We start from the raw sequence: 25,984 nt of genomic DNA, 5'->3' as shown, positions 1-25,984 counted from the left end.
ATGAGTAAAAAATCCTATATTCAAGCTATTACTGAAGCCCTGGACATTATGTTGCAAGAAGATCCTAAAACCTTAATTTTTGGTGAGGATGTTGGTAAGAATGGTGGTGTATTCCGGACAACTCAAGGTTTGCAGGAAAAATACGGTGCAGATCGCGTTTTTGATACTCCTTTAGCAGAGTCTGGCATTTTGGGTTTGGCGATTGGCCTTGGGTTGACTGGTTGGCGCCCAATACCCGAAATTCAGTTTTCCGGTTTTACTTTAGAAGCAGTTGATTCAATTGTGGGACAGATGTCACGGATGCGTTTTCGTTTTAATGGCAAAAAAAATAGTCCTATTACAGTACGTTCACCTTATGGTGGTGGTACACATACTGCTGAAATGCATTCTGATAATCTTGAAAATATTTTTACAGGTGTACCTGGTTTGCGAGTTGTAATGCCAAGTAATCCTTATGATGCCAAAGGTTTGTTAATTTCCTCTATTGAAAATAATGATCCAGTTCTATATTTAGAAAACTTAAAATTGTATCGTTCCATGAAAGACGATATTCCAGATGAAAAATATACAGTTCCTTTAGATCAAGCTAATATTGTGCAAGAAGGAAATGATATTACGATTGTTGCTTATGGTGCACAAGTGCAAGAAGCGCAAAAAGCAGCCGAAGAGTTGGCTAAGTCTAATATCTCTTGTGAAGTAATTGACTTGCGGACAGTTTCACCAATCGACACAGCAACTATTTTTAAATCGATTGCTAAAACGCACAAAGTGGTAATTGTTCAAGAAGCACAAAAGATGGCTGGTGTGGGTGCACAAGTAGCTTCCGCTATTTCCGAAGAGGCAATTTTATCGCTAGATGCTCCAATTGGAAGAGTAGCAGCACCTAATTCAGTTTATCCGTTTGCTTTAGCTGAAGAAGTTTGGATTCCACGTAAAGATGAAATTGTTGCTAAAGTGAACGAGATTATTAATTATTAATAATATTGTAAAGGAGAGCAAAAATGGCTTTTAAATTCAAATTACCTGAACTAGGTGAAGGAATGGCCGAAGGTGAAGTTGCTAACTGGTTAGTCAAGGAAGGCGATACCGTTAAGGAAGATGACACTGTCGTAGAAATTCAAAATGACAAGTCAGTTTCTGAGTTACCATCACCTGTTTCTGGTACTATCAAAGAAGTGGTAGCTAAAGAAGGCGATACGGTTGAAATCGGTGACACGTTGGTGATTATTGATGACGGTTCTGCTGATGACGAAACTGATGATAGTGCACCTAAAGAAGCTGTTGAGAATAGTTCTACAGAAGATAGTACATCAGAAAAAGCCGCCCCAGCACCGGCTACTGGGCAAGCTCAAGCTGATTATTTAGCAATGCCTTCTGTGCGGCAATATGCGCGTGATAAGGGTATTGATTTGAGTACAGTTACACCAAGCGGTAAACATGGTCAAATTACAAAACAAGATGTTGATAATTCGACTGGTCAAAGTGTTGCAAAAGAAGCTACTACTGCAACTTCTTCTTCTGCATCGGAACCTGCTGCATCAGCAACACCAGTAGCACCTTATAAATCTGACGAACCAGATTTGGAAACTCGCGAAAAGATGAGCATGACCCGTAAAGCTATTGCCAAGGCTATGTCTAATAGTAAGCATGTTACACCGCATGTTACTAGTTTTGATGAGGTTGAAGTTTCTGCTTTGATGGCTAATCGCAAGAAATATAAGCAAATTGCTGCTGACAAGGGTATTAAATTAACTTTCTTGCCATATTTGGTAAAGGCTCTAGTCTCTGTCTTAAAGGAATTTCCAGAATTTAATGCCTCAATTGATAGCACCACAGATGAGATTGTTTACAAGCATTATTACAATATTGGTATTGCAACGAATACGGACCATGGTCTATATGTTCCTAATGTTAAAAATGCTGATTCGAAAGGCATGTTTGAAATTGCCCAAGAAATTACTGAAAATACCCAAGCTGCTTATGATAATAAATTAAGTGCTAAAGCAATGCGTGGTGGTTCCATTACTATTAGTAATGTAGGTTCCATTGGTGGTGGTTGGTTTACACCGGTCATTAATCAACCAGAAGTTGCTATTTTGGGTATGGGCAAAATTGCTAAAGAACCTTATGTAGCAGAAGATGGTTCCATTAAAGTGGGTAATATGTTGAAATTATCTTTAAGTTACGATCATCGTTTGATTGACGGTGCCTTAGCACAAGAAGCACTAAATAAACTAAAAGCTTTGTTACACGATCCGGAAATGTTATTGATGGAAGGTTAGATTAAAAGATGGCTGAAGTAGAACAAAAACAAACTGTAATTATTGGGGCTGGACCTGGTGGCTATGTTGCTGCCATACGAGCTGCTGAATTAGGTCAACAAGTAACTATCATTGAAAAAGAATATTTTGGTGGAGTTTGTCTTAATGTAGGTTGTGTGCCTTCAAAAGCCTTGATTCAAGCGGGACATCGTTTGCGTGAAGCTAATGATTCGCAAGTTTACGGTATCACGACAAACAATGTTTCTATTGATTTTACGAAAACCCAAGCTTGGAAAGATCAAAAGATTGTCAAACGGATGACTAGTGGCGTACAAATGCTAATGAAAAAGCATAAGGTTGAAGTCATTGAAGGTGAGGCGTTCTTAGATAATAATAATCAATTGCGAGTTATGCCTGTCGGTCCACGACAATTTATGGATAATGGTGGTGGTCACACAATTCATTTCGACAATTTGATTATTGCGACGGGAAGTCGTCCGATTGAAATTAAGGGCTTTAAATTTGGTGATCGTGTGTTGAGTTCCACTGGTTTATTGAATTTGACAGAGATCCCAAAGGAATTAGTTGTTGTTGGTGGTGGTTATATCGGTACCGAGTTGGCTGGCGCTTTTGCTGATTTAGGTGCACATGTAACTATTTTGGAAGGATCACCTAATATTATTCCTAATTTTGAGCGCGATATGGTCAATATTGTAGAGAAACATTTGAAGGGCAAAAAGATTGATATTGTAACTAATGCAATGGCTAAAGAGGCTATTGATAAGGGCGACAGTGTTGATGTAACTTATGAAGTTGATGGTAAGCCAACAACGCTTAGTGCTGATTATGTAATGGTATCTGTAGGACGTAAGCCTAATACTGATAATTTTGGCTTAGAATTGACTGATGTTGAGTTGACTGACCGTGGATTAGTTAAAACTGACGAACAAGGCAGAACTAATGTATCCAATATTTATGCAATCGGTGATATTACTGATGGACCAGCTTTAGCACATAAGGCTTTCTTCCAAGGAAAAACAGCTGCAGGTGCAATTTCTGGCGAAAAAACTGCTAATGATTACCTTTCAGTGCCATCAGTTTGTTTTAATGATCCGGAAATGGCTAGTGTGGGGTTAACGCAAACACAAGCTAAGGAACAAGGCTTGGATGTTAAAGTGGCTAAATTCCCATTTGCAGGTAATGCACGGGCGGTTTCTTTAGATAGCGTTGATGGTTTTGTTAAATTGATTTCCGATAAAAAAACTGGTACGGTTTTGGGCGGACAAGTAGTGGGTCCTAATGCAAGTGATTTGATTTCAGAATTAAGTGTTATTGTTAATTGTCAACTTAACGAAGAAGATGTTGCTTTGACAATTCATCCGCACCCTACTTTAGGTGAGCCAATTCAAGAAGCTGCGGATATGCTGATGGGCTATCCAACTAATATCTAAAATTGTCAATAACGAAAAATCGGCGTGAAAACGTCGATTTTTTTTTGAAATTGCATTACGATTAATATATGAAAAAAGAAAATTACGAATACCCATTAGATTTAACTTGGAGTGCAGACACCATTGTGAATGTGATTAATTTATATACAGCTGTGGAAGAGGCCTATGAGGTAGGCATTAAAAGTCAAGCTTTTCTGCAATTATATCGGCAATTTCAGCAATTAGTGCCAATGAAGATGCAACAACGTCAATTATTAGCTGATTTTGCTGCAGTTTCGGGCTATGATGCCTATCAAGTTTTTAAATGTGCGCAAAATAATCCCATGTCGCAAATAAAATTGGAGCTTGATAACAATGACAGACATTGAACAAATTCAGCAAGCAGTGCTTCAAATTATGGTAATTGTTAAAGATCAATTGCGTACTAATTTAAATTTTAATCACGTGGAAAAAAAGTCTAGTAGAACAGATTTAGTGACAGAGCGTGATAAACAAATCGAAAAACAAATTATTGCTTTTTTAAGTGACCGTTTTCCAAAAGCCTATTTTGTGAGCGAAGAAGGTTATGGTGATTGTCTGACGGACTTAAGTGGTTTAGTATTTTTTGTAGATCCCATTGACGGCACACTTAATTTTGTGAAATCCCATGATCAGTTTGCTTCTATGATTGGTGTTTATCATGATGGTCAGCCTATTTTTGGTGCAATTGCCGATATTATGCAAGATCAAATTTTTTACGGCGGACCTGAGCTAGGAGCCTATGTTAATCAACAACCGCTAGCTCCTTTAATAAATCAAGAATTATCCGCTGGCTTAATTACGGTTAGCAGTCGTCTTTTGATGGAGCAGTTAAATAATTATCGGTCAATTATTAATCACAGTAGCGGATTGCGGATTTTTGGCAGTGCGGGGATTATTTTTACTCGGTTATTCCAAAATAAAGAAGTTGTCTATATTTCGAATCTTAAACCTTGGGATTTAGCAGCGGGCTTAGCGATTGGCAAAGCGATGGGGTTACAAGCTATAAACATTGACGGTGCACCTATTAATATGTTAAAATCACAAACTGTAATTATAGGAACGAAGTGCGCAACAATAGAAACTAAGGATTTACTATCTTAGTAACTGGCTGTGATTCCAACTAATCACAGCTTTTTTATACGTTTATATTATTTTTAAGTTGCACGGAAGGAAGCAAAAATTTGAAAACTAGAGAAGATATTCGAAATATTGCGATTATTGCCCACGTTGACCATGGTAAAACAACTTTGGTTAATGAATTATTGAAACAATCAGATACACTTCCTGAACACATGGAATTAGGCGATCGTGCGATGGATTCTAATGCCATTGAAAAAGAACGGGGAATTACTATTCTATCCAAAAATACTGCGGTGGAATACCAAGGAACAAAGATTAATATTTTAGATACTCCTGGACATGCCGACTTTGGTGGTGAAGTGGAGCGGATCATGAAGATGGTTGACGGCGTGCTCTTGGTCGTTGATGCTTATGAAGGTACCATGCCACAAACTCGCTTTGTGTTGAAAAAAGCTTTGGAACAGCATTTAACACCGATTGTAGTTGTTAATAAGATTGATCGTCCTGGTGCCCGTCCATCTGAAGTTGTGGATGAAGTTCTTTCATTATTTATTGATTTGGGTGCCGATGAAGATCAATTAGAATTTCCAGTACTTTATGCTTCTGCTATCAATGGTACATCTAGTTATGATGATGACCCTGATGCACAAGAGCATACGATGGATCCTATTTTTAACACTATTGTCAAAACTATTCCTGCTCCCGTTGATAATAGTGATGAACCATTACAATTTCAAGTTGCAATGCTAGACTATAACGATTACGTTGGTCGGGTTGGTATTGGTCGAGTGTTCCGCGGTAAAATTAAAATAGGTGACCAAGTTTCTGTTTTAAAACTAGATGGCTCTAAACAAAATTTCCGCGTTACAAAGATGTTTGGTTTCTTTGGTTTGAAGCGTGAAGAAGTACAAGAAGCCAAGGCGGGCGATTTAATTGGTTTGTCCGGTATGGATGACATTTTTATTGGAGAAACTGTTGCTCCTGTTGATCATCCAGAAGCTTTACCTATTTTACGGATCGATCCACCTACTTTGCGGATGACTTTCTTAGCTAATGATTCACCGTTTGCTGGTCGTGAAGGTGATTTAGTTACAGCTCGTAAAATTCAAGATCGTCTAGAACAACAATTACAAACTGATGTATCTTTGAAAGTCGAAGATGCTGGTTTAGCCGGTGCTTGGATTGTATCTGGTCGTGGTGAATTGCATTTATCTATCTTAGTAGAAGAGATGCGGCGTGAAGGATTTGAATTACAATTGTCACGTCCAGAAGTTATATACGAAGAAATTGATGGACAAGTTTGTGAGCCATTCGAAGCAGTGCAAATTGATACACCTGATGAATATGTGGGAACCATTATTGACTCCATGGCCCAGCGCAAAGGTGAAATGAAGAATATGGAAAGTACCGGCACTGGTCAGACGCGCTTGAGTTTCTTAGCACCATCGCGTGGGTTGATTGGTTATTCTTCTGAGTTCATGTCCCAAACTGGTGGTTATGGTATTATGAATCATACTTTTGAACAATATTTACCAGTTATTAAGAACTGGGAACCAGGTCGACGTTCTGGTGCTTTAGTTTCTATTAATCAAGGACCTTCTACAACTTATAGTTTGCAATCGGTAGAAGAGCGTGGTCAGTTGTTCTTGGGTGCTGGTGTTGATGTTTATGAAGGTATGATTGTTGGTGAAAGCAGCCGTGATCAAGATATTGCTGTTAATGTCACTAAAGGAAAAAATTTAACAAACACACGAGCTTCTGGTAAAGATCATGCAGCAGCTATTAAGACGCCAAAGAAATTATCTTTGGAGCAATCAATTGAATTTCTTAACGAAGATGAATATTGTGAAGTAACGCCAGAAAGTATTCGTTTACGAAAGAAGATTTTAAATACTAGTGAACGTAAAAAAGCTGATAAAAAGCGTAAAGTAGTTAAAAATTAAAAAGCCGCGAGGCTTTTTTATTTTAGCTAAGTAAATTTCGAAAAATGATATAATGTAAGAAGTTTACAAGTAACTAGGAGAAAATAAGTGAAAGCTAAGCTTAAAAATATTGATTACTGGATTTTAATTCCATTTTTGTTACTATCAGCCATTGGAATAGTTATGGTTTATTCGGCCAGTTCAAACGTTGCTATCACTCAAGGCTATAATAGTTTATTTTATTTCAAACGACAGTTAATCTACGTCATAGTTGGATTGTTAGGCTGTTTGCTATTTTACTTGATAAAAATAGATCTACTAAAAAGTAAAGTTTTTTTTGAATATTTTTTATTCTTAGTAATGATTATGTTGCTTTATTTATTAGTTCGTAAACATTTAGATCCCAATTCGTTAGTTAATGGTGCTTCTGCTTGGATTAAGGTGGGCCCCTTTAATATTCAGCCATTAGAATTAGCTAAATTATCTTTAGTTTTATATTTAGCTAAAATTTTAAGTGCTCGTTCTTTGAGAATTAGACAAAAACAGCTTGTTCCTATGTTGCAGGAGCTATTACCTCCCATCGCCGTGGCTGGTTTAGTCACGGCACTTACTTTATTTCAGCCTGATTTAGGTGGGGCGGCAATTTTAGCTTCTATTATTTTTTTGTTAGCCTTTAGTTCTGGGATTGATTTAAAATATGTTGCCGGAATAATAATTGTCTTAGTGATTATTTTTATTTGTGGCTATTTTTGGTTCAAACATCAATTGGTTGTAAATAGCGGATCTTCTTATAAGATGAAGCGCTTGATGTCTTTTTATCACCCGTTTGAATTAGAAAAATCGGGCGGAGCGCAATTAGTTAATTCTTATTATGCTATTAGTAATGGCGGATTAGCGGGGCGAGGATTAGGTAACAGTATTCAAAAACTAGGCTATTTGCCAGAACCTTATACAGATTTTATTTTGTCAATTATTAGTGAAGAATTAGGAGTTATCGGTGTGATTGTAGTTTTAGCTTTGCTAGGCTTATTAATTATGCGGATTGTTTATTTAGGATTAAAGTCTAAAAGCTCTTATATTGCTTTATTGAGCTATGGTATTGCGATTATTTTATTTGTACAATCAGCTTTTAATATCGGTGGTGTTTTAGGAATATTACCGATTACTGGTGTTACACTGCCATTTATTAGTTATGGTGGTTCTAGTCAGATTGTTCTATCAATATGTATTGGAATTATCTTAAATATTTCCATTAATTTGAAAAAGCATGGGATGTTACATTAGGAGGCTGTATATTGGAATTTACTGAGCGTCAAGAAGTTATTGTCTGGCTATCTCATAGTCGGTTAAGCAAAAGATTGCGCAAATTTGGCACAATTATTTATGTTTCTTTTCAAATGAATTATGTCATCATGTATTTGGATAAAGCACAATTAACAACAAAAATGAAGCATTTGGAAGAATTATCTTTTGTTACTAGTGTAGAAATATCACCGCGTTTAGAATTAGAAACTAATTTTGAAGGAAAGATGGGATCACTGGCAATTAGTAAGCAGCAAAATTTAAGTGATGATCATTAGGAGAACAATATGAAAGTAATTGCTGGTAAGTTTGGCGGTTTAAATCTGAGTACTGTCAAGGGACGTAATACACGACCAACTAGTGCCAAAGTCAAAGAATCCATGTTTAATATGTTGTCACCTTATTTACATAACGTGACTAAAGGTGTTGATTTATTTGCTGGAACAGGTGCTTTAGGAATTGAAGCAGTATCTCGTGGTGTTGAAACAATGTATTTAGTGGATCAAAATCGCCAAGCTATTAATGTGATTAAAGATAATATTGCTAAAACACATGCCACTAATGAATTTACCGTTTGGTCTATTTCTGCACAAAAAGCTGTTCAACGTTTGTTGCAGTCACAAACTAAAATGGATCTTTTATTATTAGATCCGCCATATGCTCAACATGTCACTTTACAATTAATACAAGAATGCTTGCCAATACTAACATCGCAGGCATTAGTATTAATTGAGACTGATTATGATTTGCACGAACAGATCTTGCCAGGATTTAGCACAATTGCTAGTAAACAGTATGGTTTAACATTTGTAGAAATTTGGCAATATGAAGGGATTTAACAATGAAAAAAGTGGGGATTTATGCGGGCAGTTTTGATCCGGTTACGAATGGACATTTAGATATCATCGAACGAGCTAGTCATTTATTTGATCAGTTATATGTTGTCGTTATGTTAAATACTAGTAAAAACTATACATTTAATTTTACTGAAAAAGTACAATTATTAAAGACTGCGGTAGCAAGTTTGCCAGTAGATAATGTTTTGGTAGAATCAGCACAAGAAAAGTTAGTCGCTCAAGTTGCCCAAGAATTACAAGCTCACTGGCTAGTTAGAGGTATACGTACAGCAGCTGATTTTAATTATGAAATCTCAATGCAACAAATAAACAAGTTACAAAAACCAGACTTGGAAACGATTTATTTAGTTTCTAGCCCACAGTATATGTATTTGTCTTCTAGCATGGTTAAAGAAGTTGCCCAACTGAACGGTAAAATAGACCAGTTAGTACCAAATAATGTTGCGCAAGCGTTACTAGCTAAGTTAGGAGAGCGTCAATGAAGAAAAAACGGTTATTAATTTCTTTGAGTATCATTGTTGCAATAGCCTTTTTTATCTTTCCGATACCTTATTTTATTGAGAGACCGGGAACTGCCCAACCAACTCAAGATGCTATTACTATAAAGCAACATGATAATTTGAGACCAGGTAAGTTGTTATTTACGACGGTATCTTTAATGCCAGCGACTTCTTTTACAGCATTGCTAAGTCAATTGCAGCCTTTTAACGATGTTGTATCGCGTAAAGAAATTTTAGCAAACGAAAATGATGCGGAATATATGCGTTTGCAAAAGTATCTCATGGAAAATTCTGGTAATGATGCGGTGATGGCAGCTTTTGCACAGGCTCACAAATCGGCTATTAAAGAGTACCGGGGCATCTATGTCATGTCAATTTTACCTAAATCAGCTTTTAAATCTAAAATAGCTGTTGGTGATACAATATCCAAAATTGATCGACACTGTTTTCACAATTCGCAAAGTTTTATTAACTATATTAAAACTAAAAAAGTCAATGACAAAGTGCAAATAACTTATCAGCATCATGGTAAAACTTTGACTGCTAAGCAAAAATTGATTAGCTTAAATAAACGACACAAGCCAGGAATAGGAATTACTTTAGTGGATCACTTTACAGTTCATAGTAAACCTACAGTTAAAATTGATGCTGGTGAAGTAGGTGGTCCTTCAGCTGGATTAATGTTTAGTCTGCAAATTTATGAACAAATTGCACAAAAAGATTTGACTAAAGGTCGAATAGTCGCTGGAACAGGAACAATTGATGATCAGGGGAAAGTAGGACCGATTGGTGGTATTGATAAGAAAGTAGTAGCTGCTGATAAGCAAGGAGCAAATATTTTCTTTGCGCCACAAGATGATATTAAAGTGAAAAGTAAAAGGCATATTACTTCTGAACCTAGTAACTACGCGGTTGCTAAGCAAACTGCTAAAAAAATAAAAACTAAAATGAAAATTATTCCGGTGAAAAATTTGCCAGCTGCAATTAATTATTTAGAAGCACACTAAAAAAATTAGTGTGTTTTTTTGTATTTATAAAGGGAGGTGAACTAATGGAAGATGTATTGAATTGGTTGAAGAACAATAAAAAAATAGCAATTATTTTAATAGTATTATGTTTATTAATACTTGGAGTGGGATTTTGGTCTAAAATAAAGCCATCTACAGTTAATGATAATTTTACTAATACGACTCAAACAACTAATAAAGTTGCTAAGACTACCGATGATGCTAGTCAAACTAAGATAACGGTCGATGTGCAAGGAGAAATTAATCACCCAGGAGTATACCATCTTAGTAAAAATGCGCGTATTTATGATGCAGTCCAAGCTGCTGGGGGCGCTACTCCACAAGCTAATTTAAAAGGAATTAATCAAGCACAAAAACTACATGATCAAAGCCAGGTCATAGTTCCAAATGTGGCAGATAATACGGCTACTACGACAAGTGATTCAAGTGATGACAGTACTACTCAAACTGGTCAAGCTTCACACACAGTTAATCTTAATTCTGCAACTGCTGAGGAATTGCAGAATATTAATGGTATTGGACCCAAAAAAGCAGAAGCAATCGTTCAATTTCGCGAAGATAATGGCAGTTTTAATAAAGTAGAAGATTTAAGTAAGGTAAAAGGAATTGGCGATAAGACAATTGCAGCTATCAAAGATCAGCTTACTGTTTGAGGCGGGGTGGCTGATCTTTCTAGCATTGGCGCTCCAATTAATGATTGCTTGGTTGAAAGCTCCGGCTAAATGGTTGTGGCTGCTTCTTTTAATATATTTATTTAGCGTTTTGATGCATAATCATCGTTATTATTTAATAATTAGTGTAATAATCATGATATTTGTTGCTGTGTTATTAATACCTCACACACAAATGTCGCAACCAAAAGAGCATTTAATTATTGTTAATCCTGATCAAGTACAGCAAAGGGGTAGCTGGTACTGGGGGACTGGACGATTACCTTCCGGTACTAAAATTAATTTTAGTGGCATCAGTCAGCAGCATTTAACTGAGCAGACAGAAACATTTTGCTTGAGTGGTGATCTGCAGTGGAAGAAAATAGCGCCGGCAACTAACAAAGGTGAATTTAATTTACAAAAATATTATGGTTATCAGGGTATTTATTATCAATGTCAAGCTTCTAATTTAAGAATTATCCATACCAATAGAGCAGCTAGTGTGCTAGATTATTTGCACATTTTCCGGCAAAAAATGTTGTTACAGATGCGCACTTTACCGCACTGGCTTCGTGTCAATGCTGATAGCTTATTGCTTGGGGAATTTGATAGTTCAGAGAAGTCATTACGTCAAGGTCTTACTAATTTAGGAATTATCCATATTTTCAGCATATCAGGATTACATGTTTATTTACTAATTGCTTGGTTAATGAAATTTACTTCTTTTTTACGCATACCGGTAGAAAAAGTAGAATGGTTTTTACTAATAACGTTACCTTTTTTGGCAGTTATTGCAGGTTCTGGTGTAGGAATTTGGCGGGCATGTATTTTACAAATGTTAATCATTGTAGGTAAGAAATTACATTGGTCTTTGACGTCATTGGATTATTTTGCTTTAACGCTAATTATTCATACTTTGTTTGATCCTTTATTGTTATTTACTTTAGCTGGTCAATTGAGCTATTTATTGTCATTTGGTTTAATTATGGTCAATACCAATTCTTTACTGGTGCAGTCCGGGTTAATCAATTTATTGAGTGTTCCTATCTTGGTGTATCATAATTTTAGTTTTAGTTGGTTGACGTTTATTGCTAATATTTGTTTAACGCCGTTATTTGAAAGTGCAATTATTCCTTTAACTATTTTTAGTGTAATACTTAGTAAAGTACATTTTGCAATTCAATTTTTAGAGATCGTTTTTGATTTGATTTATGTACCAATTGAGAAATTAGCTAATGCTTCATGGACACAACTGACGATTGGGCATATTAATACTATGATTACCATTGTATTAGTTATCAGCACATTAATTTTGCTGAATAAAGTAAATTATAAACATCTATTTTTTATAATAATTAACTATATGTTAATAATGTGCTTTAATTATTTTCCATTAGTGGGTAATGTTACATTTATTGATATTGGTCAAGGTGATAGCATTTTGTGGACGACACCCTTTCACCAGCATACTTATTTAATTGATACCGGGGGTAAGTTACGTTTTGGTAAAAAGGTCAAAAATCCCAGTAATCGAGTAGAACAAATTACTATTCCTTATTTGCGATATCAAGGCATCAATAAAATAGATGGTGTTTTCCTATCACATCAAGATGCCGATCATATTGGTGATCTAGCAGTTTTATTGGCTAATTTTCCCGTAAAAAATATTTATTTTGCTGATGGTATGCAAAATAACCGTGCTGTTAGACGACAATTAAGCCCGTTTGCTCATAAAATTACTTTTCATCGTCTAACGATCAATGATCAATTAATTCTTAATAAAACAGATAATATTAAAGTGGTTTGGCCGGATCATCTTTCCAATGGTAGCAATGAAGATTCTATGAGTTTGTTGATCACAATTAATGGTTTTAAATGGCTTTTTACAGGTGATCTAAATCGTGCTAATGAATTGAAATTATTTAAAAAATCACAACATATTGATTTTTTGAAAGCGGGACATCATGGTAGTAAAACAGCTAGTGATCCAAAGTTTTTAAAGCAGATTAAGCCTAAATTAGTAATCATATCTGCTGGACGCCATAACCGCTATGGGCATCCACATCCTGAAACAATGCGCACCTTAAATAAATTAAAAATTGATTCTGTCAGTACCGCTAAACATGGTATGATTACGTGGAAATATAATATTTGGCATAATAGTTGGTGGCAGGTATTTTCGAGGAAAAGTTTAAATGAAAATTAATGATTTAAAAATAGCTTTAGCAAAAAAAGTGGAACCACTTTATTTAGTTGTGGGAACGGAAGATCGTTTAATTCATAAAGTTCGGCAATTATTTTTGAATATTTTAGCTACTCCTGAGCAAGAAATAAATTTTTCGGAATTTGATTTAGAACAAGTAAATGTAATAGAGGCTGTTGGAGAGGCTAATTCACTACCTTTTTTTGGCGATCGGCGATTGATTTTTATAACTAACCCTGTATTTTTAACTGGTAATAAATCAACCAGCACCGAACAAGATTTAACAGTTTTATCAGAATATTTAAATAATCCGCAAAGTACCACTACAATGGTTATTTTTGCGCCTTATGCTAAATTAGATAAACGTAAAAAAATAACCAAATTATTGCAGCAGAAATCACAAATTATTGAAGTTAATAAATTAAGTGCTGCTCAGACGACACAATTAATTAAGCAACAAGTTATGCAAAAAGGTTATCAAATTGAGCCCCAAGCATTGGAGAATTTGATTGCTAGAACTAATAATGATTTTTCTACAGCTAGTGCTGAATTGAATAAATTATTTATTTTTGCTGTACAAAATAAGACAATCACGTCAGTTGCAGTACAACAACTGGTAGCACAATCTTTAGATGATAATGTTTTTGATTTGCTGGATGCCATTTTACAAAATAATTTACATCGTGCAGAATCTTGTTATCGGCAATTGTTATTACTTAAAAATGACCCAATTGCCTTGACTGCTTTGGCTCAGACACAAATTCGTTTATTGTTGCAAGTTAAAATTTTAGCTAATGAAGGCATGACGCAGGGAAAGTTGGCACAATTTTTGCAAGTGCATCCTTATAGAATTAAGTTAGCTTTACAAAGAATTGATAATTATTCTTTGTTGCAATTAAAAAAAGCGCACTCTGATTTAATTGAAATGGATTATCAAATGAAAACAGGGCAGGGCGATAAAGAAAGATTGTTTGAATTATTCTTTATTAACTTCATTACAAATAAAAAAACAGCCTAAAGCAAATAAAATAACTCCCAAAGCCATGAAACTTTGGGAGTTATTTTAAAGATATCTTTTATTTATAATTAGTTGTTTATTTTAGCAGCTAAGCGAGATTTATCACGAGCAGCTTTGTTTTGCTTGATTAAGCCTTTAGATTTAGCCATATCAATAGCTCTAGTTGCTTGTTGATATAATTCTTGCTTGTTAGCATCATCATTAGCAACTGCAGCGTCAAATTTCTTGACCGCCGAACGCATAGCACTACGTTGAGCACTATTACGTTCATTTGCTTTTGCAGATGTCTTAACCCGTTTAATGGCTGATTTAATTTGTGGCATATTATTCACCTCCGTAACCATTCCAATACCTTGAAAGTATACTAAAGAATAAAAATTTTTGCAATCATCTTTTATTGTTGATTTATAGTTTTGGCTGTTGTATATTAGTAAGCGTTGATAGCTTGGCTCAGTTTGTTGCTGCACCGGCGCAAACTCGGTTAAGGTGAATAGATAATTTAGAAGAAAAGGTGATATTCATGGCAATTACTAAAGCACAAAAACAAGAATTGATTCAAAAATATGGTCGTGCACAGGGCGATACTGGTTCTCCAGAAGTCCAAATCGCAATTTTGACTACTGAAATCAACAACTTGAATGATCATTTAAAAATTAACAAAAAAGATCATCATTCATACGTTGGTTTGTTAAAGAAAATTGGTCATCGTCGTAATTTATTGGCATATTTACGTAATAAAGATGTTAATCGTTACCGTGACTTAATTAAGAGTTTAGGTTTACGTCGTTAATAATTATGGGCAACTCTTTTTTAGAGTTGCTTTTTTTACATATTGGGTAGACAGCTTTCTATAAAAAACAGTACTAATATGCTACAATATAACAAATGCTTTCAAGTCGTTACTTTAGTAACATTAAATTTAATCTTGAATTGATAGTAATTTAATATAGAAAAGGTGAATAATTTGACAGATTTAAAAATTATTCCATTGAGTGGGCTACGTGAGAATGGCAAAAACATGTATGCAGTGGAATATGGTGATGAGATTGTCGTTATGGACTGTGGTTTACAGTATCCAGAAAATGAACTTTTAGGAATTGATATTGTCATTCCTGACTTGACTTATATCAAGGATAATATTGAAAAAGTTGTGGGTATTTTTTTGACACATGGTCATGCTGATGCAATCGGTTCCTTACCTTATTTGATAAGTGATTACGATATTCCGGTTTTTGGTTCTAAATTAACCATCGAATTAGCAAAGATTATTGTTAACCAAGATAAAAGAAGTCGCAAATTTAATAATTTTCAAGTAGTTGATGCAAAGACGGCAATTGACTTTGATAAGTTAAGTGTTTCGTTTTTCAAGACGACACATTCAATTCCTGATTCATTGGGCATTGTTGTAGACACGCCGGAAGGGCAAATAGTTTATACTGGGGATTTTAAATTTGATCAATCAGCACCTTCTACGTATCAAACAGATTATCAGCGTTTAGCAACTATTGGCAGTAAGAAAGTGTTGGCATTGTTGAGTGATTCAGCTAATGCGGAGTCACCTTACCCGGCTGCAGATGAACGAGATATTTATAATTATATTTGGGAGACTTTTGAGTATCAAACGGGGCGGATTATTGTGGCTTCGGTAGCGTCTAATATTCAGCGCATGCAACAAATTTTTGATGCTGCGCAAAGGACAGGACGCAAAGTGGTTTTAACGGGACAAAGTGCGGCTAAGATCGTGCGGACTGCTATTAAATTGGGTTATTTGCAGTTAGCTGACGATTTGCTAGTGAGTGCTAGTCAAGCTGAAAAATTGCCTAAGGATCACGTTGTCATTATTGAAACTGGTCGCATGGGTGAACCTATCAAAATTTTACAAAAAATGGCTACTAGTAAGCATCACTTTTATCATATTGAAGAGGGTGACTTGGTGTTTATAACGACGACACCTTCTCATGCAATGGAAACTACTGTGGCTAAGACTCGTGATTTAATATTTCGAGCAGGTGGCGAAGTTAAAAGTGTTACAGATTCTGGGTTATATACTTCAGGGCACGCCGCTAAAAGTGATTTACAATTGATGATTAATATTTTACATCCACAAAATTTATTGCCAGTTCAAGGCGAATATCGTAATTTGAATATGCATGCAACTATTGCTGTGGAAACTGGAGTGCCAGCTGATAATGTTTTCTTATTAAAAAATGGTGATGTTTTAAGCTATGATCAAGGTTCTTTCCATTTGGCACAAGCTATTCAAGCCGGTGACACGATGATTGATGGAATGGGCGTTGGCGATATTGGAACGATCGTTTTGCGTGATCGTAAATTACTATCGCAAGATGGTGTTTTTATTGCTGTGGTTACCATTGATCGCAAAAAGAAAAAAGTAGTTGCACAACCTAAGGTTACTGCACGCGGGTTCATTTATTTACGAGATAATCGAGAATTATTAAGTGAAAGTATCAACGTTATAACGCAAGCTGTGCAAAATAATTTAGATCATAAAGATTTTGACTGGTCTGAATTGAAGCAAGATATTCGTGAAGATTTAAATCACTTTTTATGGGAAAAAACTAAGCGGCATCCCGTGATTTTACCAGTGGTGATGGAAGTAAACCAAAATCGACATCGTAAAGCGCATAATAATACAGTAAAGTCCTAATGGGGGCTTTTTATTTTAAGCTGAGGTGATAAATTATTGGATGACGCAAAAATTGCGCAATTAAGCTGGCAAGCGCAAGAATCTATGGCGCAGCAAGATTATCAGTCTGCTATCGAGTTGTATGAAGAGATTTATAAAGAACGTCCACAGTTTAATTTTGAAAGAAAAATGGTGCAAGCCTTACATTATAATCAACAAGATGAACAAGCATTTAATTTACTGCAATCCAATATTGCTGCTTATTTGACCAACATTACTAATTTGGCTTTGGTAATTGATGTTTTGGTGGGATTACATGATTATATTGGTGCACAACAATTATTAATGAATTCTGAATTAGAACACGATACTGCGTTTCAACAATTGCAGACTATTTTAGATTATAATCAGGCATCATTTCAACAACAGCATATGTTAGAACAACAGCAATTGAAAATGCGTTTGACCACATTAAGTACCGTACCATCGACACAACAATCAGCTATCGTTTTAAAATTACATTCATTTCCTGTTGCTGAGTTTGTCGATTGTGCACAGTTTTTGTTGCTTGATAAAAAAATTCATCCCTTGATTAAAGCAGGTATAGTAGATGATTTAGTTAAATTACACTTAGAAAACGAGTTTCGAATAGATTTTTATGGTCAAACACGTACCTTTATCTCGCTTGATTGTCCCTTAATCAGTGAATTAAAGTGCTTGCAGTCATGGGAAAAAAGTCTATTAAATAATGATCAATTACTAGCTTTAGATCAAGTAGAGCCGATTTTGTCTGAGGTTAATTTGTATGCTGCATTAATATATCCTTTTACAGATCAAATTGTACTTGATCCTAATTTATGGTTAGAATTGATCTTAGCTCGATTAAATTTAGAAAATAAAGCACAATCGCTTGAAAAAGATCCTAAAGCTGTTAAAGTAAATAAGTGGTTGGATAAATTTGTGGACTTGTTAAATTTATTCAATTAGTTTACAAAATTTGGTTTACATTTTTTGAGTAGATTTGTATACTACTAAGAGTATATTTTTGGTAGTTAGAACTTGGTTTTATTGACCAAAAGTAGTATAATTTCTGCATAAAGAGTTGTTTTTGCAATGCTCTTTATATTTTTTTGCATTAATAACTCGTATGACAAACAGGAGGTTTCTTTTCATGGCAGAAAAAGAACATTATGAAAGAACTAAGCCCCATGTAAATATCGGTACAATTGGTCACGTTGATCATGGTAAAACAACTTTAACAGCAGCAATCACTAAAGTTTTGTCTGACAAAGGTTTAGCTAAAGCTGAAGATTACTCCGATATTGACAAAGCACCAGAAGAAAAAGAACGTGGGATTACAATCAATACTGCTCACGTTGAATACGAAACAGAAAAGCGTCACTATGCTCATATTGATGCTCCAGGACATGCTGACTACGTCAAGAACATGATCACTGGTGCTGCACAAATGGATGGTGCTATCTTAGTAGTTGCTGCTACTGATGGTCCTATGCCACAAACGCGTGAACATATTTTGTTAGCTCACCAAGTTGGTGTTGACTATATTGTTGTGTTCTTGAACAAGACTGACCTTGTTGATGATGATGAATTAGTCGACTTGGTTGAAATGGAAGTTCGCGACTTATTATCTGAATACGATTATCCAGGGGATGATATTCCTGTTGTTCGAGGCTCCGCTTTGAAAGCTCTTGAAGGCGATCCTGACAACGTTAAAGTTATCGAAGAATTAATGGATACTATTGACGATTATGTTCCAACTCCAGAACGTAGTAATGACAAGCCTTTCTTGATGCCTGTTGAAGATGTCTTCACAATCACTGGTCGTGGTACTGTTGCTTCTGGTCGTATTGACCGTGGTGAAGTTAAAGTCGGTGACGAAGTTGATATCGTTGGTTTGCACGAAGAAGCTGGTCATACAACTGTTACAGGTTTGGAAATGTTCCGTAAGACACTTGATATGGGTGAAGCTGGCGATAACGTTGGTGTGCTTTTACGTGGTGTTAACCGTGATCAAATCGAACGTGGTCAAGTTTTGGCTAAGCCAGGTTCAATCCAAACTCATAACAAATTCAAGGGTGAAGTTTATATCTTAAGTAAAGAGGAAGGTGGACGTCATACTCCATTCTTCTCCAATTACCGTCCACAATTCTACTTCCATACAACAGATGTTACTGGTGTTATTGAATTACCAGATGGTGTAGAAATGGTTATGCCTGGTGACAATGTTACTTTTGAAGTTGACTTGATTGCCCCAGTTGCTATTGAAAAAGGTACTAAGTTTACTGTCCGTGAAGGTGGACGTACTGTTGGTGCAGGTGTGGTTACTGATATTTTAGATTAATTTTTAATTTAATTGAGAAGTCTGGCATTGCCAGGCTTTTTCCATACATAAAATTTGTTATAATGACAATCCAGAACATTTACAACTTATTTTATTTAAGGTAAGATATCTTAGTATGTAGAGATAATTAGTACCGGAGGGATATTATGGCTTCTAAAGCTAAATGGACTAAGAAAAAAGATCAAGATGGAGAATTAATTTTTGAAATTGATCAAGATACAATTAGTAAAGGTTTAGATGCTGCTTTTAAAAAAGTACGCAAAACTTTGAATGTACCAGGATTTCGTAAAGGTAAAGTTCCACGTGCAATGTTTAATCAAATGTACGGTGAAACAGCTTTATATCAAGATGCTTTAAATGAAGTTTTGCCACAAGCTTATACGAATGCCTTAGAAGAAGCTGATGTCAAGCCAGTGGCTCAACCAGAGATTTCTGTGGAGAGCATGGAAGAAAATAAGCCTTGGTCAATTAAAGCTACTGTAGCAGTGGCACCTGAAGTAACTTTAGGTGATTACAAGGGGTTAAAAGTTAACAAGCAAGATACTGAAGTTAACTCTGATGATGTAGATGCTGAAATTGACCGCTTACAAAAGCAACAAGCTGAGTTGGTTTTGAAAGAAACTGGTAAATCTGAAAACGGTGATACAGTAGTGATTGATTATAAAGGCACTGTTGATGGCGAAGCTTTTGACGGTGGCAGTGCAGATAATTATTCTTTGGAATTGGGTTCCGGTAGCTTTATTCCTGGTTTTGAAGATCAATTAGTTGATCATGAAACTGGTGACGAAGTTGATGTTAAGGTTACTTTCCCAGAAGATTATCAAGCCGAAGATTTAGCTGGTAGAGAAGCACATTTTCAAACAACTATTCATGAAATCAAAACTAAAGAATTGCCTACTTTAGATGATGATTTTGCTAAAGATGTGGATGAGGATGTTGAAACTTTAGCTGAATTGAAAACTAAATTAGAAAATAAATTGCGTGATCAAAAGCAACAAGCTGCTGAAGATGCTGTGGAAACGCAAGCTGTGCAACAAGCAGTGGAAAATGCTGAATATGAAAAAATTCCGCAAGCTATGATTGAACAAGACATTCAAAGTCAAGTTGATCAATATTTAGGTAATATGCAACGTCAAGGTATTAATCCGCAAATGTATTACCAAATTACTGGGACAACCGAAGATGATTTGAAGAAGCAATTTAGTGCTGATGCTGAAAATCGAATTAAGACTAACCTATTATTGGAAGCTATTGTTAAAGCAGAAGATATCAAGGTTGAAGATGATGAACGGGCTGAAGAAGTAAAAGAATTAGCAGCTGATTATGGTATGGAAGAACAAGCAGTACGTGATGCTTTAACTGCTGATATGCTTGACCACGATATTGCCATCAAAAAAGTTGTTGATTTAATCAGTGATTCTGCGGTGCAAGAATAAATAAAAAAATCCTTTAACCATGAAGAAGACTGATAATAATTAGATGAATATCTAAGTGTTATCAAAACTCCTCATTGGTTGCAGGATTTTTTATTTTACTTTTTCATAATTTGCCTGAATAGCTTTGGAGGCGATTTGGTATTCATGTTGCTCTGATTTATTTAATGATAGCTTGACCAATTTTTCAATGCCATTTTTTCCTACAATAGCTAATTGCCCAATATAAAGTTTAAAATCAGGATCATAAGCACTGACAGGCAAAGCTCTTTTGGCATCACTTAAGATGGCCTCAGTAGTTAGATTAGCACGTGTAGCAATGCCATTATTAGTATAGTGTTTACCATCCATAATAGTATAGCCACCGGTTACTATTTGTTGTTTTAGTTGAGACAAATTTACATCAAAATCAGTAATTGGCTTGCCAGCGATTTGTACACTAGACCAAACAGGAAACATAGAATCGCCGTGCTCCCCAAAAACATAGCCTTGAACGTCGTGATAATTGTGTCCGGTGGCTGCACCAACTGCATGTCGCATTCTAGCTGTCTCTAAACTAGTTCCCGTACCAACAATCCGTTGTTGATCAAAGCCAGTTTGTTCTTGCAAAAGTCGTGCAATAACATCACAAGGATTAGTTATAGTAACAATTATGCCAGCAAATTTGGAAGCCTTAATTTTTGGCGCTACTTCTTTGACGATTTGACTAGTAATATTTAATTCATAATCACGATTTCCGCCGTGATCAATAAGGGCAGCAATTTTTCCTGGACAAAAGATCAATACGTCCAAATCGGTAATTTTATCCCATTGCTCACTATCATAGTCTTGTACCACAACACTAGTATCAGTTGCTAATTGGGCAATTTGATCTTGTAGATCTAATTGCTCTGATTTGACTTTGGCGGTATTTTGATCAACTAAGACCATTTTGCCAACTTTTCCGCGTTGTGCCATCAATAAGGCTGTTGTTGCTCCTACATGTCCTAAGCCAATAATTCCAACTTTATTCATCATTTTGCTTCCTTTCATGTATAATTAAAAAGTGTAGAAGTTTCATAACTTTTTACTTTCTATATATTATATGCTAGTCTTTTTAATGCTAAATTAACAGCGTAGTACCCTATTGGGAGGAAATTATATGTTCGATAGTACCCAAGATAATGAAATGATTGCTTGTTCTTTTTGTGGCAAAACACAAGATCAGGTCAAGCGTATTGTTGCAGGACCTGGAGTTTATATTTGTAATGAATGTGTAGATTTATGTAAACAAATTATTGATGAAGCTACTGACAGTGAAGAAGATAATTTAAATATTGCTGATTTACCATCACCTTTGGAGATTATGCAAATTTTGGATCAATATGTTATTGGTCAAAAAGCAGCTAAGAAAAATTTGGCAGTGGCTGTTTATAATCATTATTTGCGGATTAATCATCAAGAGCAAACTGGCGATGATGATAGTGTTGAAATGAAAAAAAGTAATATTGCTTTGATTGGACCAACAGGTTCAGGTAAAACTTATTTAGCGCAAACTTTAGCTAAAATTTTGCAGGTACCTTTTGCGATTGCTGATGCTACTACTTTAACTGAAGCAGGCTATGTAGGTGAAGATGTTGAAAATATCTTATTGAAGCTCTTACAAAATGCTGATTTTGATGTGGAGCGGGCGCAACACGGTATTATTTACATTGATGAAATTGATAAAATTGCTAAGAAAAGTGAGAATGTCTCAATTACAAGAGATGTTTCAGGTGAAGGTGTCCAACAAGCGCTTTTGAAGATTTTAGAAGGCACAGTTGCTAGTGTTCCACCAAAAGGTGGGCGCAAACATCCACAGCAAGAATTAATTCAAATTGATACTAGTAACATTTTATTTATTGTTGGTGGAGCTTTTGATGGTATTGAAGACATTGTGAAAAATCGTATGGGTGAAAAAACAATTGGTTTTGGTACTAGTAAAACAATCAATTACGAAGATCATGATAATGTAATGCAAAAAGTTATTCCAGAAGATTTGATGAAATTTGGAATCATCCCCGAATTTATCGGACGTATTCCTGTAGTGACTACTTTAAATAAATTAACTTCTAAGGATTTAGTGGCAATTTTGACACAGCCTAAGAATGCCTTAGTTAAGCAATATCAACAGTTATTTGCTTTAAACGATGTTCAATTAGATTTTTCATCAGAAGCTTTAACAGCGATGGCTGATTTGGCTATTGAACGCAATACTGGCGCGCGGGGCTTACGTTCCATCATGGAAGAAACTTTAATGGATACCATGTTTGAAGTTCCTAGTCGTGAAGATATTAAAAAAGTGGTGGTCACACCCCAGTCAGTATCAGGACAACAAAATCCAGCTTTATATGATGATAATGGGGCAGAAGTAGCTTAGAGGTTAAAATTGCAAATAAATGATGTTAAAATGGATCTCAGTGCTGTCAGCGCAACACAGTATCCTAAAGAAGGATTACCTGAAATTGCTTTAGCGGGTCGGTCTAATGTGGGGAAATCTTCTTTAATCAATACCTTGATTCAACGCAAAAGTTTTGCACGTACTTCCAGTACGCCGGGTAAAACACAGACTTTGAATTTTTATGAAGTTAATCAAAAACTTTATCTAGTTGATGTACCTGGTTATGGCTATGCTAAAGTTTCTAAGAAAAGACGTGCTGAGTTTGGAACAATGATTGAAGAGTATCTCACAACGCGCAAAGTATTAAAGGGCATTATTATCTTAGTGGACGGTCGTCATGCTCCTAGTGAAGATGATGTTTCGATGTATCAATTTGTCAGTTATTATAAAATTCCAACGCTAATAGTTGCTACTAAGATGGATAAGGTTAAAAAAAATCAGTGGAATAAAACAGTTGCAGTGGTTACTAAAACGTTACAAATTAATCAACGCGATCAGTTGCAATTGTTTAGTTCGGAAACTAAATTCGGACGTGAGAAAGTCTGGCAGTGGATTAATGAGCACTTATAATTAAATATTTTACCTGCGAATTAAGATAATTGATTCGTAGGTTTTTTTCGTTGTATAATGATTATTTATCTTGTGAAAATTGTCTAAAATATCTAAAAAGTGTTATATTTATCATTAGATTGTGCGAGTTTATGGAGGTATTATATGTCTACTGTCGAAGATTTAACAGCTATTGTAGGTAAAAAACATATTGTGACTAATGCGGCTAAGTCGTTACGTTTTCGTAAGGGCTATCGTTCTGGCTACGGTGAAGCGGTAGCTGTAGTGATGCCGGGTACATTATTAGAAATGTGGCGAGTAATTGAAGTTTTGCATCGAGATAATTTGATTATCATTATGCAAGCTTCCAACACTAGTTTGACGGAAGGTTCGACACCTACAGAAGGTTATGATCGTCCCGCTGTCATCGTAAAGGGTAGTAGAATTAAGGATCTGCAATTAATCAACCAAGGTAAGCAAGTGTTAGCTTTCCCTGGTACGACACTATTTAATTTAGAAAAGGCTTTAAAGACTGTTAATCGTGAACCTCATTCGGTAATCGGTTCATCAACTTTAGGAGCTTCAGTTATTGGTGGTGTGAACAATAATTCTGGTGGTGCTTTAATTCAGCGTGGCCCCGCTTATACAGAATTAGCATTGTACGCCCGAATTGATGAAAATGATCAATTACAATTAGTTAATCATTTAGGTATTGATCTAGGTGATACACCAGAAGAAATTTTAGATAATTTAGCTAATCGTCGTTTTGATATCAATAATCTACCTAATTCAGATGAACGTGTTGGACATAATCGCAATTATGAAGAACGCGTACGTAATATTGATTCTGATGAACCAACACGGTATAATGCTGATCCAGAAGAACTTTATGAAGCATCAGGTGCTGCAGGTACAGTAGCCACATTTGCGGTTCGTTTGGATACTTTTCCTTCAGAAGGTGAATCACAAGTATTTTATATTGGCACTAATTCACCAGCTGTTTTAGAAAAATTACGGCGTCATATTTTATCTGAATTTAAAAATTTGCCAGTATCTGGCGAATATATGCATAAAGAAGCGTATGAATTAGCTAAATTATATGGCAAAGATTCTTTGATAGTGATTGATAAATTAGGAACCAGTCTGTTACCAACAATGTTTGGCTTAAAAGCTACTGCTGAAAGAATTTTAGGCCATATCCCGACATTTAAGCCTTATTTTCCAGATCGCTTTTTACAACATGCTGGTCAGGTTTTCCCTAATCAATTGCCACAACGTTTAGAAGACTATGCAAATCGCTTTGATCATTATTTGCAATTAAAAATGGCGGGTGCAGGAATTGCTGAAGCACGTGCTTATTTGCAAGACTTCTTTAAGAAAGAAGATGGTGAGTACTTTGAAGCAAATGCTGATGAAACTAATAAAGCGGCTTTACACCGTTATGTTACTGCATCAGTGGCAATTCGTTATCAAGAGTTAAAGCAAGATAAAATTGATATTTTGCCAATTGATGTAGCTTTACGGCGAAATGATGATAACTGGTTCGAAACGTTACCTAAGGAAATTGATGATAAGATTGAGTATAAGATTTATTATGGTCATTTCTTAGATCATGTTATGCATCAAGATTATATTTTGAAACCAGGTGTTGACGGTCATGAATTAAAGAAACAAATGTTAGAGATTTTGGATCAACGTGGTGCAATTTATCCTGCTGAACATAATGTTGGACATATGTATAAAGCTGCACCGTCATTAGTGGAACACTATAAGAAAAATGATCCAACTAATAGCTTTAACCCTGGAATTGGTCAAACTTCCATGAAAAAGTGGTGGGGCGAATATTAGGCACTAAATAATAAAATATTTTGAAGCTATAAAATTAATAATAAATTTTATAGCTTTTTTATTTATTAAACTTTTTTTAATATGATCATTTTATAATGATCCATAAAATTTTAGTTGAAAATTATTTCTGGCTGGAAGCAGTTATGTAACTACCAACCTCATTTTGATCAATTTATTCAAGACTATGCTTTAATAAAAGGTAATCTGAATTTACACTTTGTATGGCCAAAACACAGATTATCGCCGATGAATAATTATCGCTATAGTAATTATAATGATCGAATTGATTATTTATTATTTGATCTTAAATGTTATTTTGAAGGTTTGGAAACACCAATGATGAAAGCCTGTCAAAAAGAAACAACTTTCATTTGGTTGCAGCAATTTAAAAATAATTTTGCTTATTTTGTGGATAAGATGCAACTTCAATAAT

General features: G+C 35.3%; 25 protein-coding genes. 23 read left to right on the top strand and 2 right to left on the bottom strand.

Features of this window, described 5'->3' with window-relative positions:
* The 14 genes from MOO47_RS00760 to holA all read left to right on the top strand — a co-directional run bounded on the left by MOO47_RS00760 (position 1) and on the right by holA (position 14,293).
* Positions 1-978 carry an alpha-ketoacid dehydrogenase subunit beta gene (locus MOO47_RS00760; RefSeq protein WP_249512952.1) on the top strand — a complete coding sequence of 326 codons (978 nt, stop codon included), beginning with the start codon at positions 1-3 and terminating at the stop codon, positions 976-978.
* A gap of 23 nt (positions 979-1,001) precedes the next feature.
* Positions 1,002-2,282 (top strand): 2-oxo acid dehydrogenase subunit E2, encoded by a 1,281-nt coding sequence (locus MOO47_RS00755; protein ID WP_249512951.1) that lies wholly within the window; start codon positions 1,002-1,004, stop codon positions 2,280-2,282.
* A gap of 8 nt (positions 2,283-2,290) precedes the next feature.
* Entirely contained in the window at positions 2,291-3,712 is a 1,422-nt protein-coding gene (lpdA, locus tag MOO47_RS00750; protein ID WP_249512950.1) for a dihydrolipoyl dehydrogenase, read from the top strand.
* Between the two features lie 68 nt (positions 3,713-3,780).
* Positions 3,781-4,080 (top strand): UPF0223 family protein, encoded by a 300-nt coding sequence (locus tag MOO47_RS00745; RefSeq protein WP_249512949.1) that lies wholly within the window; start codon positions 3,781-3,783, stop codon positions 4,078-4,080.
* Positions 4,067-4,834 carry an inositol monophosphatase family protein gene (locus MOO47_RS00740; protein WP_249512948.1) on the top strand — a complete coding sequence of 256 codons (768 nt, stop codon included), beginning with the start codon at positions 4,067-4,069 and terminating at the stop codon, positions 4,832-4,834. Before MOO47_RS00745 ends, MOO47_RS00740 begins: the two co-directional genes overlap by 14 nt.
* A gap of 80 nt (positions 4,835-4,914) precedes the next feature.
* On the top strand, positions 4,915-6,756 hold the full coding sequence (gene typA, locus MOO47_RS00735) for a translational GTPase TypA (RefSeq protein ID WP_249512947.1): 1,842 nt from the start codon (positions 4,915-4,917) through the stop codon (positions 6,754-6,756).
* 87 nt (positions 6,757-6,843) lie between these two features.
* Positions 6,844-8,019, top strand: coding sequence for an FtsW/RodA/SpoVE family cell cycle protein (locus tag MOO47_RS00730; RefSeq protein WP_249512946.1), 1,176 nt, complete (start codon positions 6,844-6,846; stop codon positions 8,017-8,019).
* 11 nt (positions 8,020-8,030) lie between these two features.
* Positions 8,031-8,315, top strand: coding sequence for a YlbG family protein (locus MOO47_RS00725; RefSeq protein WP_249512945.1), 285 nt, complete (start codon positions 8,031-8,033; stop codon positions 8,313-8,315).
* A 9-nt stretch (positions 8,316-8,324) separates the two neighbouring features.
* Positions 8,325-8,876, top strand: coding sequence for a 16S rRNA (guanine(966)-N(2))-methyltransferase RsmD (rsmD, locus tag MOO47_RS00720; RefSeq protein WP_249512944.1), 552 nt, complete (start codon positions 8,325-8,327; stop codon positions 8,874-8,876).
* Between the two features lie 2 nt (positions 8,877-8,878).
* The gene (gene coaD / locus MOO47_RS00715; protein WP_249512943.1) at positions 8,879-9,376 is read left to right on the top strand and encodes a pantetheine-phosphate adenylyltransferase; all 498 of its coding nucleotides are present in this window, start codon (positions 8,879-8,881) and stop codon (positions 9,374-9,376) included.
* On the top strand, positions 9,373-10,401 hold the full coding sequence (locus MOO47_RS00710; protein ID WP_249512942.1) for a SepM family pheromone-processing serine protease: 1,029 nt from the start codon (positions 9,373-9,375) through the stop codon (positions 10,399-10,401). Before coaD ends, MOO47_RS00710 begins: the two co-directional genes overlap by 4 nt.
* A 44-nt stretch (positions 10,402-10,445) precedes the next feature.
* Positions 10,446-11,075 (top strand): helix-hairpin-helix domain-containing protein, encoded by a 630-nt coding sequence (locus MOO47_RS00705; RefSeq protein WP_249512941.1) that lies wholly within the window; start codon positions 10,446-10,448, stop codon positions 11,073-11,075.
* Positions 11,076-11,268: 193 nt separating this feature from the next.
* Positions 11,269-13,278 carry a DNA internalization-related competence protein ComEC/Rec2 gene (locus tag MOO47_RS00700; RefSeq protein WP_249512940.1) on the top strand — a complete coding sequence of 670 codons (2,010 nt, stop codon included), beginning with the start codon at positions 11,269-11,271 and terminating at the stop codon, positions 13,276-13,278.
* Positions 13,268-14,293, top strand: coding sequence for a DNA polymerase III subunit delta (gene holA, locus MOO47_RS00695; protein ID WP_249512939.1), 1,026 nt, complete (start codon positions 13,268-13,270; stop codon positions 14,291-14,293). The genes MOO47_RS00700 and holA overlap by 11 nt, the downstream gene beginning before the upstream one ends.
* A gap of 68 nt (positions 14,294-14,361) precedes the next feature.
* On the opposite strand, the gene rpsT is transcribed toward holA, so the two are convergent.
* Complete coding sequence (gene rpsT / locus MOO47_RS00690; protein WP_249512938.1) at positions 14,362-14,616, bottom strand: 30S ribosomal protein S20; 255 nt, start codon at positions 14,614-14,616, stop codon at positions 14,362-14,364.
* Between the two features lie 197 nt (positions 14,617-14,813).
* Here rpsT and rpsO point away from each other — a divergent pair, with 197 nt between their 5' ends.
* From rpsO to tig, 5 genes are all read left to right on the top strand, one after another.
* The gene (gene rpsO / locus MOO47_RS00685) at positions 14,814-15,083 is read left to right on the top strand and encodes a 30S ribosomal protein S15 (protein WP_249512937.1); all 270 of its coding nucleotides are present in this window, start codon (positions 14,814-14,816) and stop codon (positions 15,081-15,083) included.
* Positions 15,084-15,257: 174 nt separating this feature from the next.
* On the top strand, positions 15,258-16,961 hold the full coding sequence (locus tag MOO47_RS00680) for a ribonuclease J (RefSeq protein WP_249512936.1): 1,704 nt from the start codon (positions 15,258-15,260) through the stop codon (positions 16,959-16,961).
* Positions 16,962-16,997: 36 nt separating this feature from the next.
* A complete protein-coding gene (locus tag MOO47_RS00675) occupies positions 16,998-17,927 on the top strand; it encodes a hypothetical protein (RefSeq protein ID WP_249512935.1) in 930 nt (309 codons plus the stop codon).
* 184 nt (positions 17,928-18,111) lie between these two features.
* Positions 18,112-19,302, top strand: a complete 1,191-nt coding sequence (gene tuf / locus MOO47_RS00670) for an elongation factor Tu (protein ID WP_249512934.1) — start codon at positions 18,112-18,114, stop codon at positions 19,300-19,302.
* 146 nt (positions 19,303-19,448) lie between these two features.
* Positions 19,449-20,738, top strand: coding sequence for a trigger factor (tig, locus tag MOO47_RS00665; protein ID WP_249512933.1), 1,290 nt, complete (start codon positions 19,449-19,451; stop codon positions 20,736-20,738).
* A 90-nt stretch (positions 20,739-20,828) separates the two neighbouring features.
* On the opposite strand, the gene MOO47_RS00660 is transcribed toward tig, so the two are convergent.
* Positions 20,829-21,752 (bottom strand): lactate/malate family dehydrogenase, encoded by a 924-nt coding sequence (locus MOO47_RS00660; protein WP_249512932.1) that lies wholly within the window; start codon positions 21,750-21,752, stop codon positions 20,829-20,831.
* A 124-nt stretch (positions 21,753-21,876) separates the two neighbouring features.
* Between MOO47_RS00660 and clpX the strand changes: the two genes are divergently transcribed.
* From clpX to MOO47_RS00640, 4 genes are all read left to right on the top strand, one after another.
* Positions 21,877-23,133 carry an ATP-dependent Clp protease ATP-binding subunit ClpX gene (clpX, locus tag MOO47_RS00655; protein WP_249512931.1) on the top strand — a complete coding sequence of 419 codons (1,257 nt, stop codon included), beginning with the start codon at positions 21,877-21,879 and terminating at the stop codon, positions 23,131-23,133.
* A 30-nt stretch (positions 23,134-23,163) separates the two neighbouring features.
* Entirely contained in the window at positions 23,164-23,724 is a 561-nt protein-coding gene (gene yihA, locus MOO47_RS00650) for a ribosome biogenesis GTP-binding protein YihA/YsxC (protein ID WP_396022058.1), read from the top strand.
* Between the two features lie 144 nt (positions 23,725-23,868).
* A complete protein-coding gene (gene dld, locus MOO47_RS00645; RefSeq protein WP_249512929.1) occupies positions 23,869-25,551 on the top strand; it encodes a D-lactate dehydrogenase in 1,683 nt (560 codons plus the stop codon).
* Between the two features lie 114 nt (positions 25,552-25,665).
* Positions 25,666-25,983, top strand: a complete 318-nt coding sequence (locus tag MOO47_RS00640) for a hypothetical protein (RefSeq protein ID WP_249512928.1) — start codon at positions 25,666-25,668, stop codon at positions 25,981-25,983.
* The last annotated feature ends 1 nt before the right edge of the window (position 25,984 follow it).

It is taken from the genome of Bombilactobacillus thymidiniphilus, from assembly GCF_023380245.1.
Classification (GTDB): domain Bacteria; phylum Bacillota; class Bacilli; order Lactobacillales; family Lactobacillaceae; genus Bombilactobacillus; species Bombilactobacillus thymidiniphilus.
The sequence above is the reverse complement of the archived record's forward strand: the minus strand, read 5'-3'. Positions and strand labels throughout refer to the sequence as shown.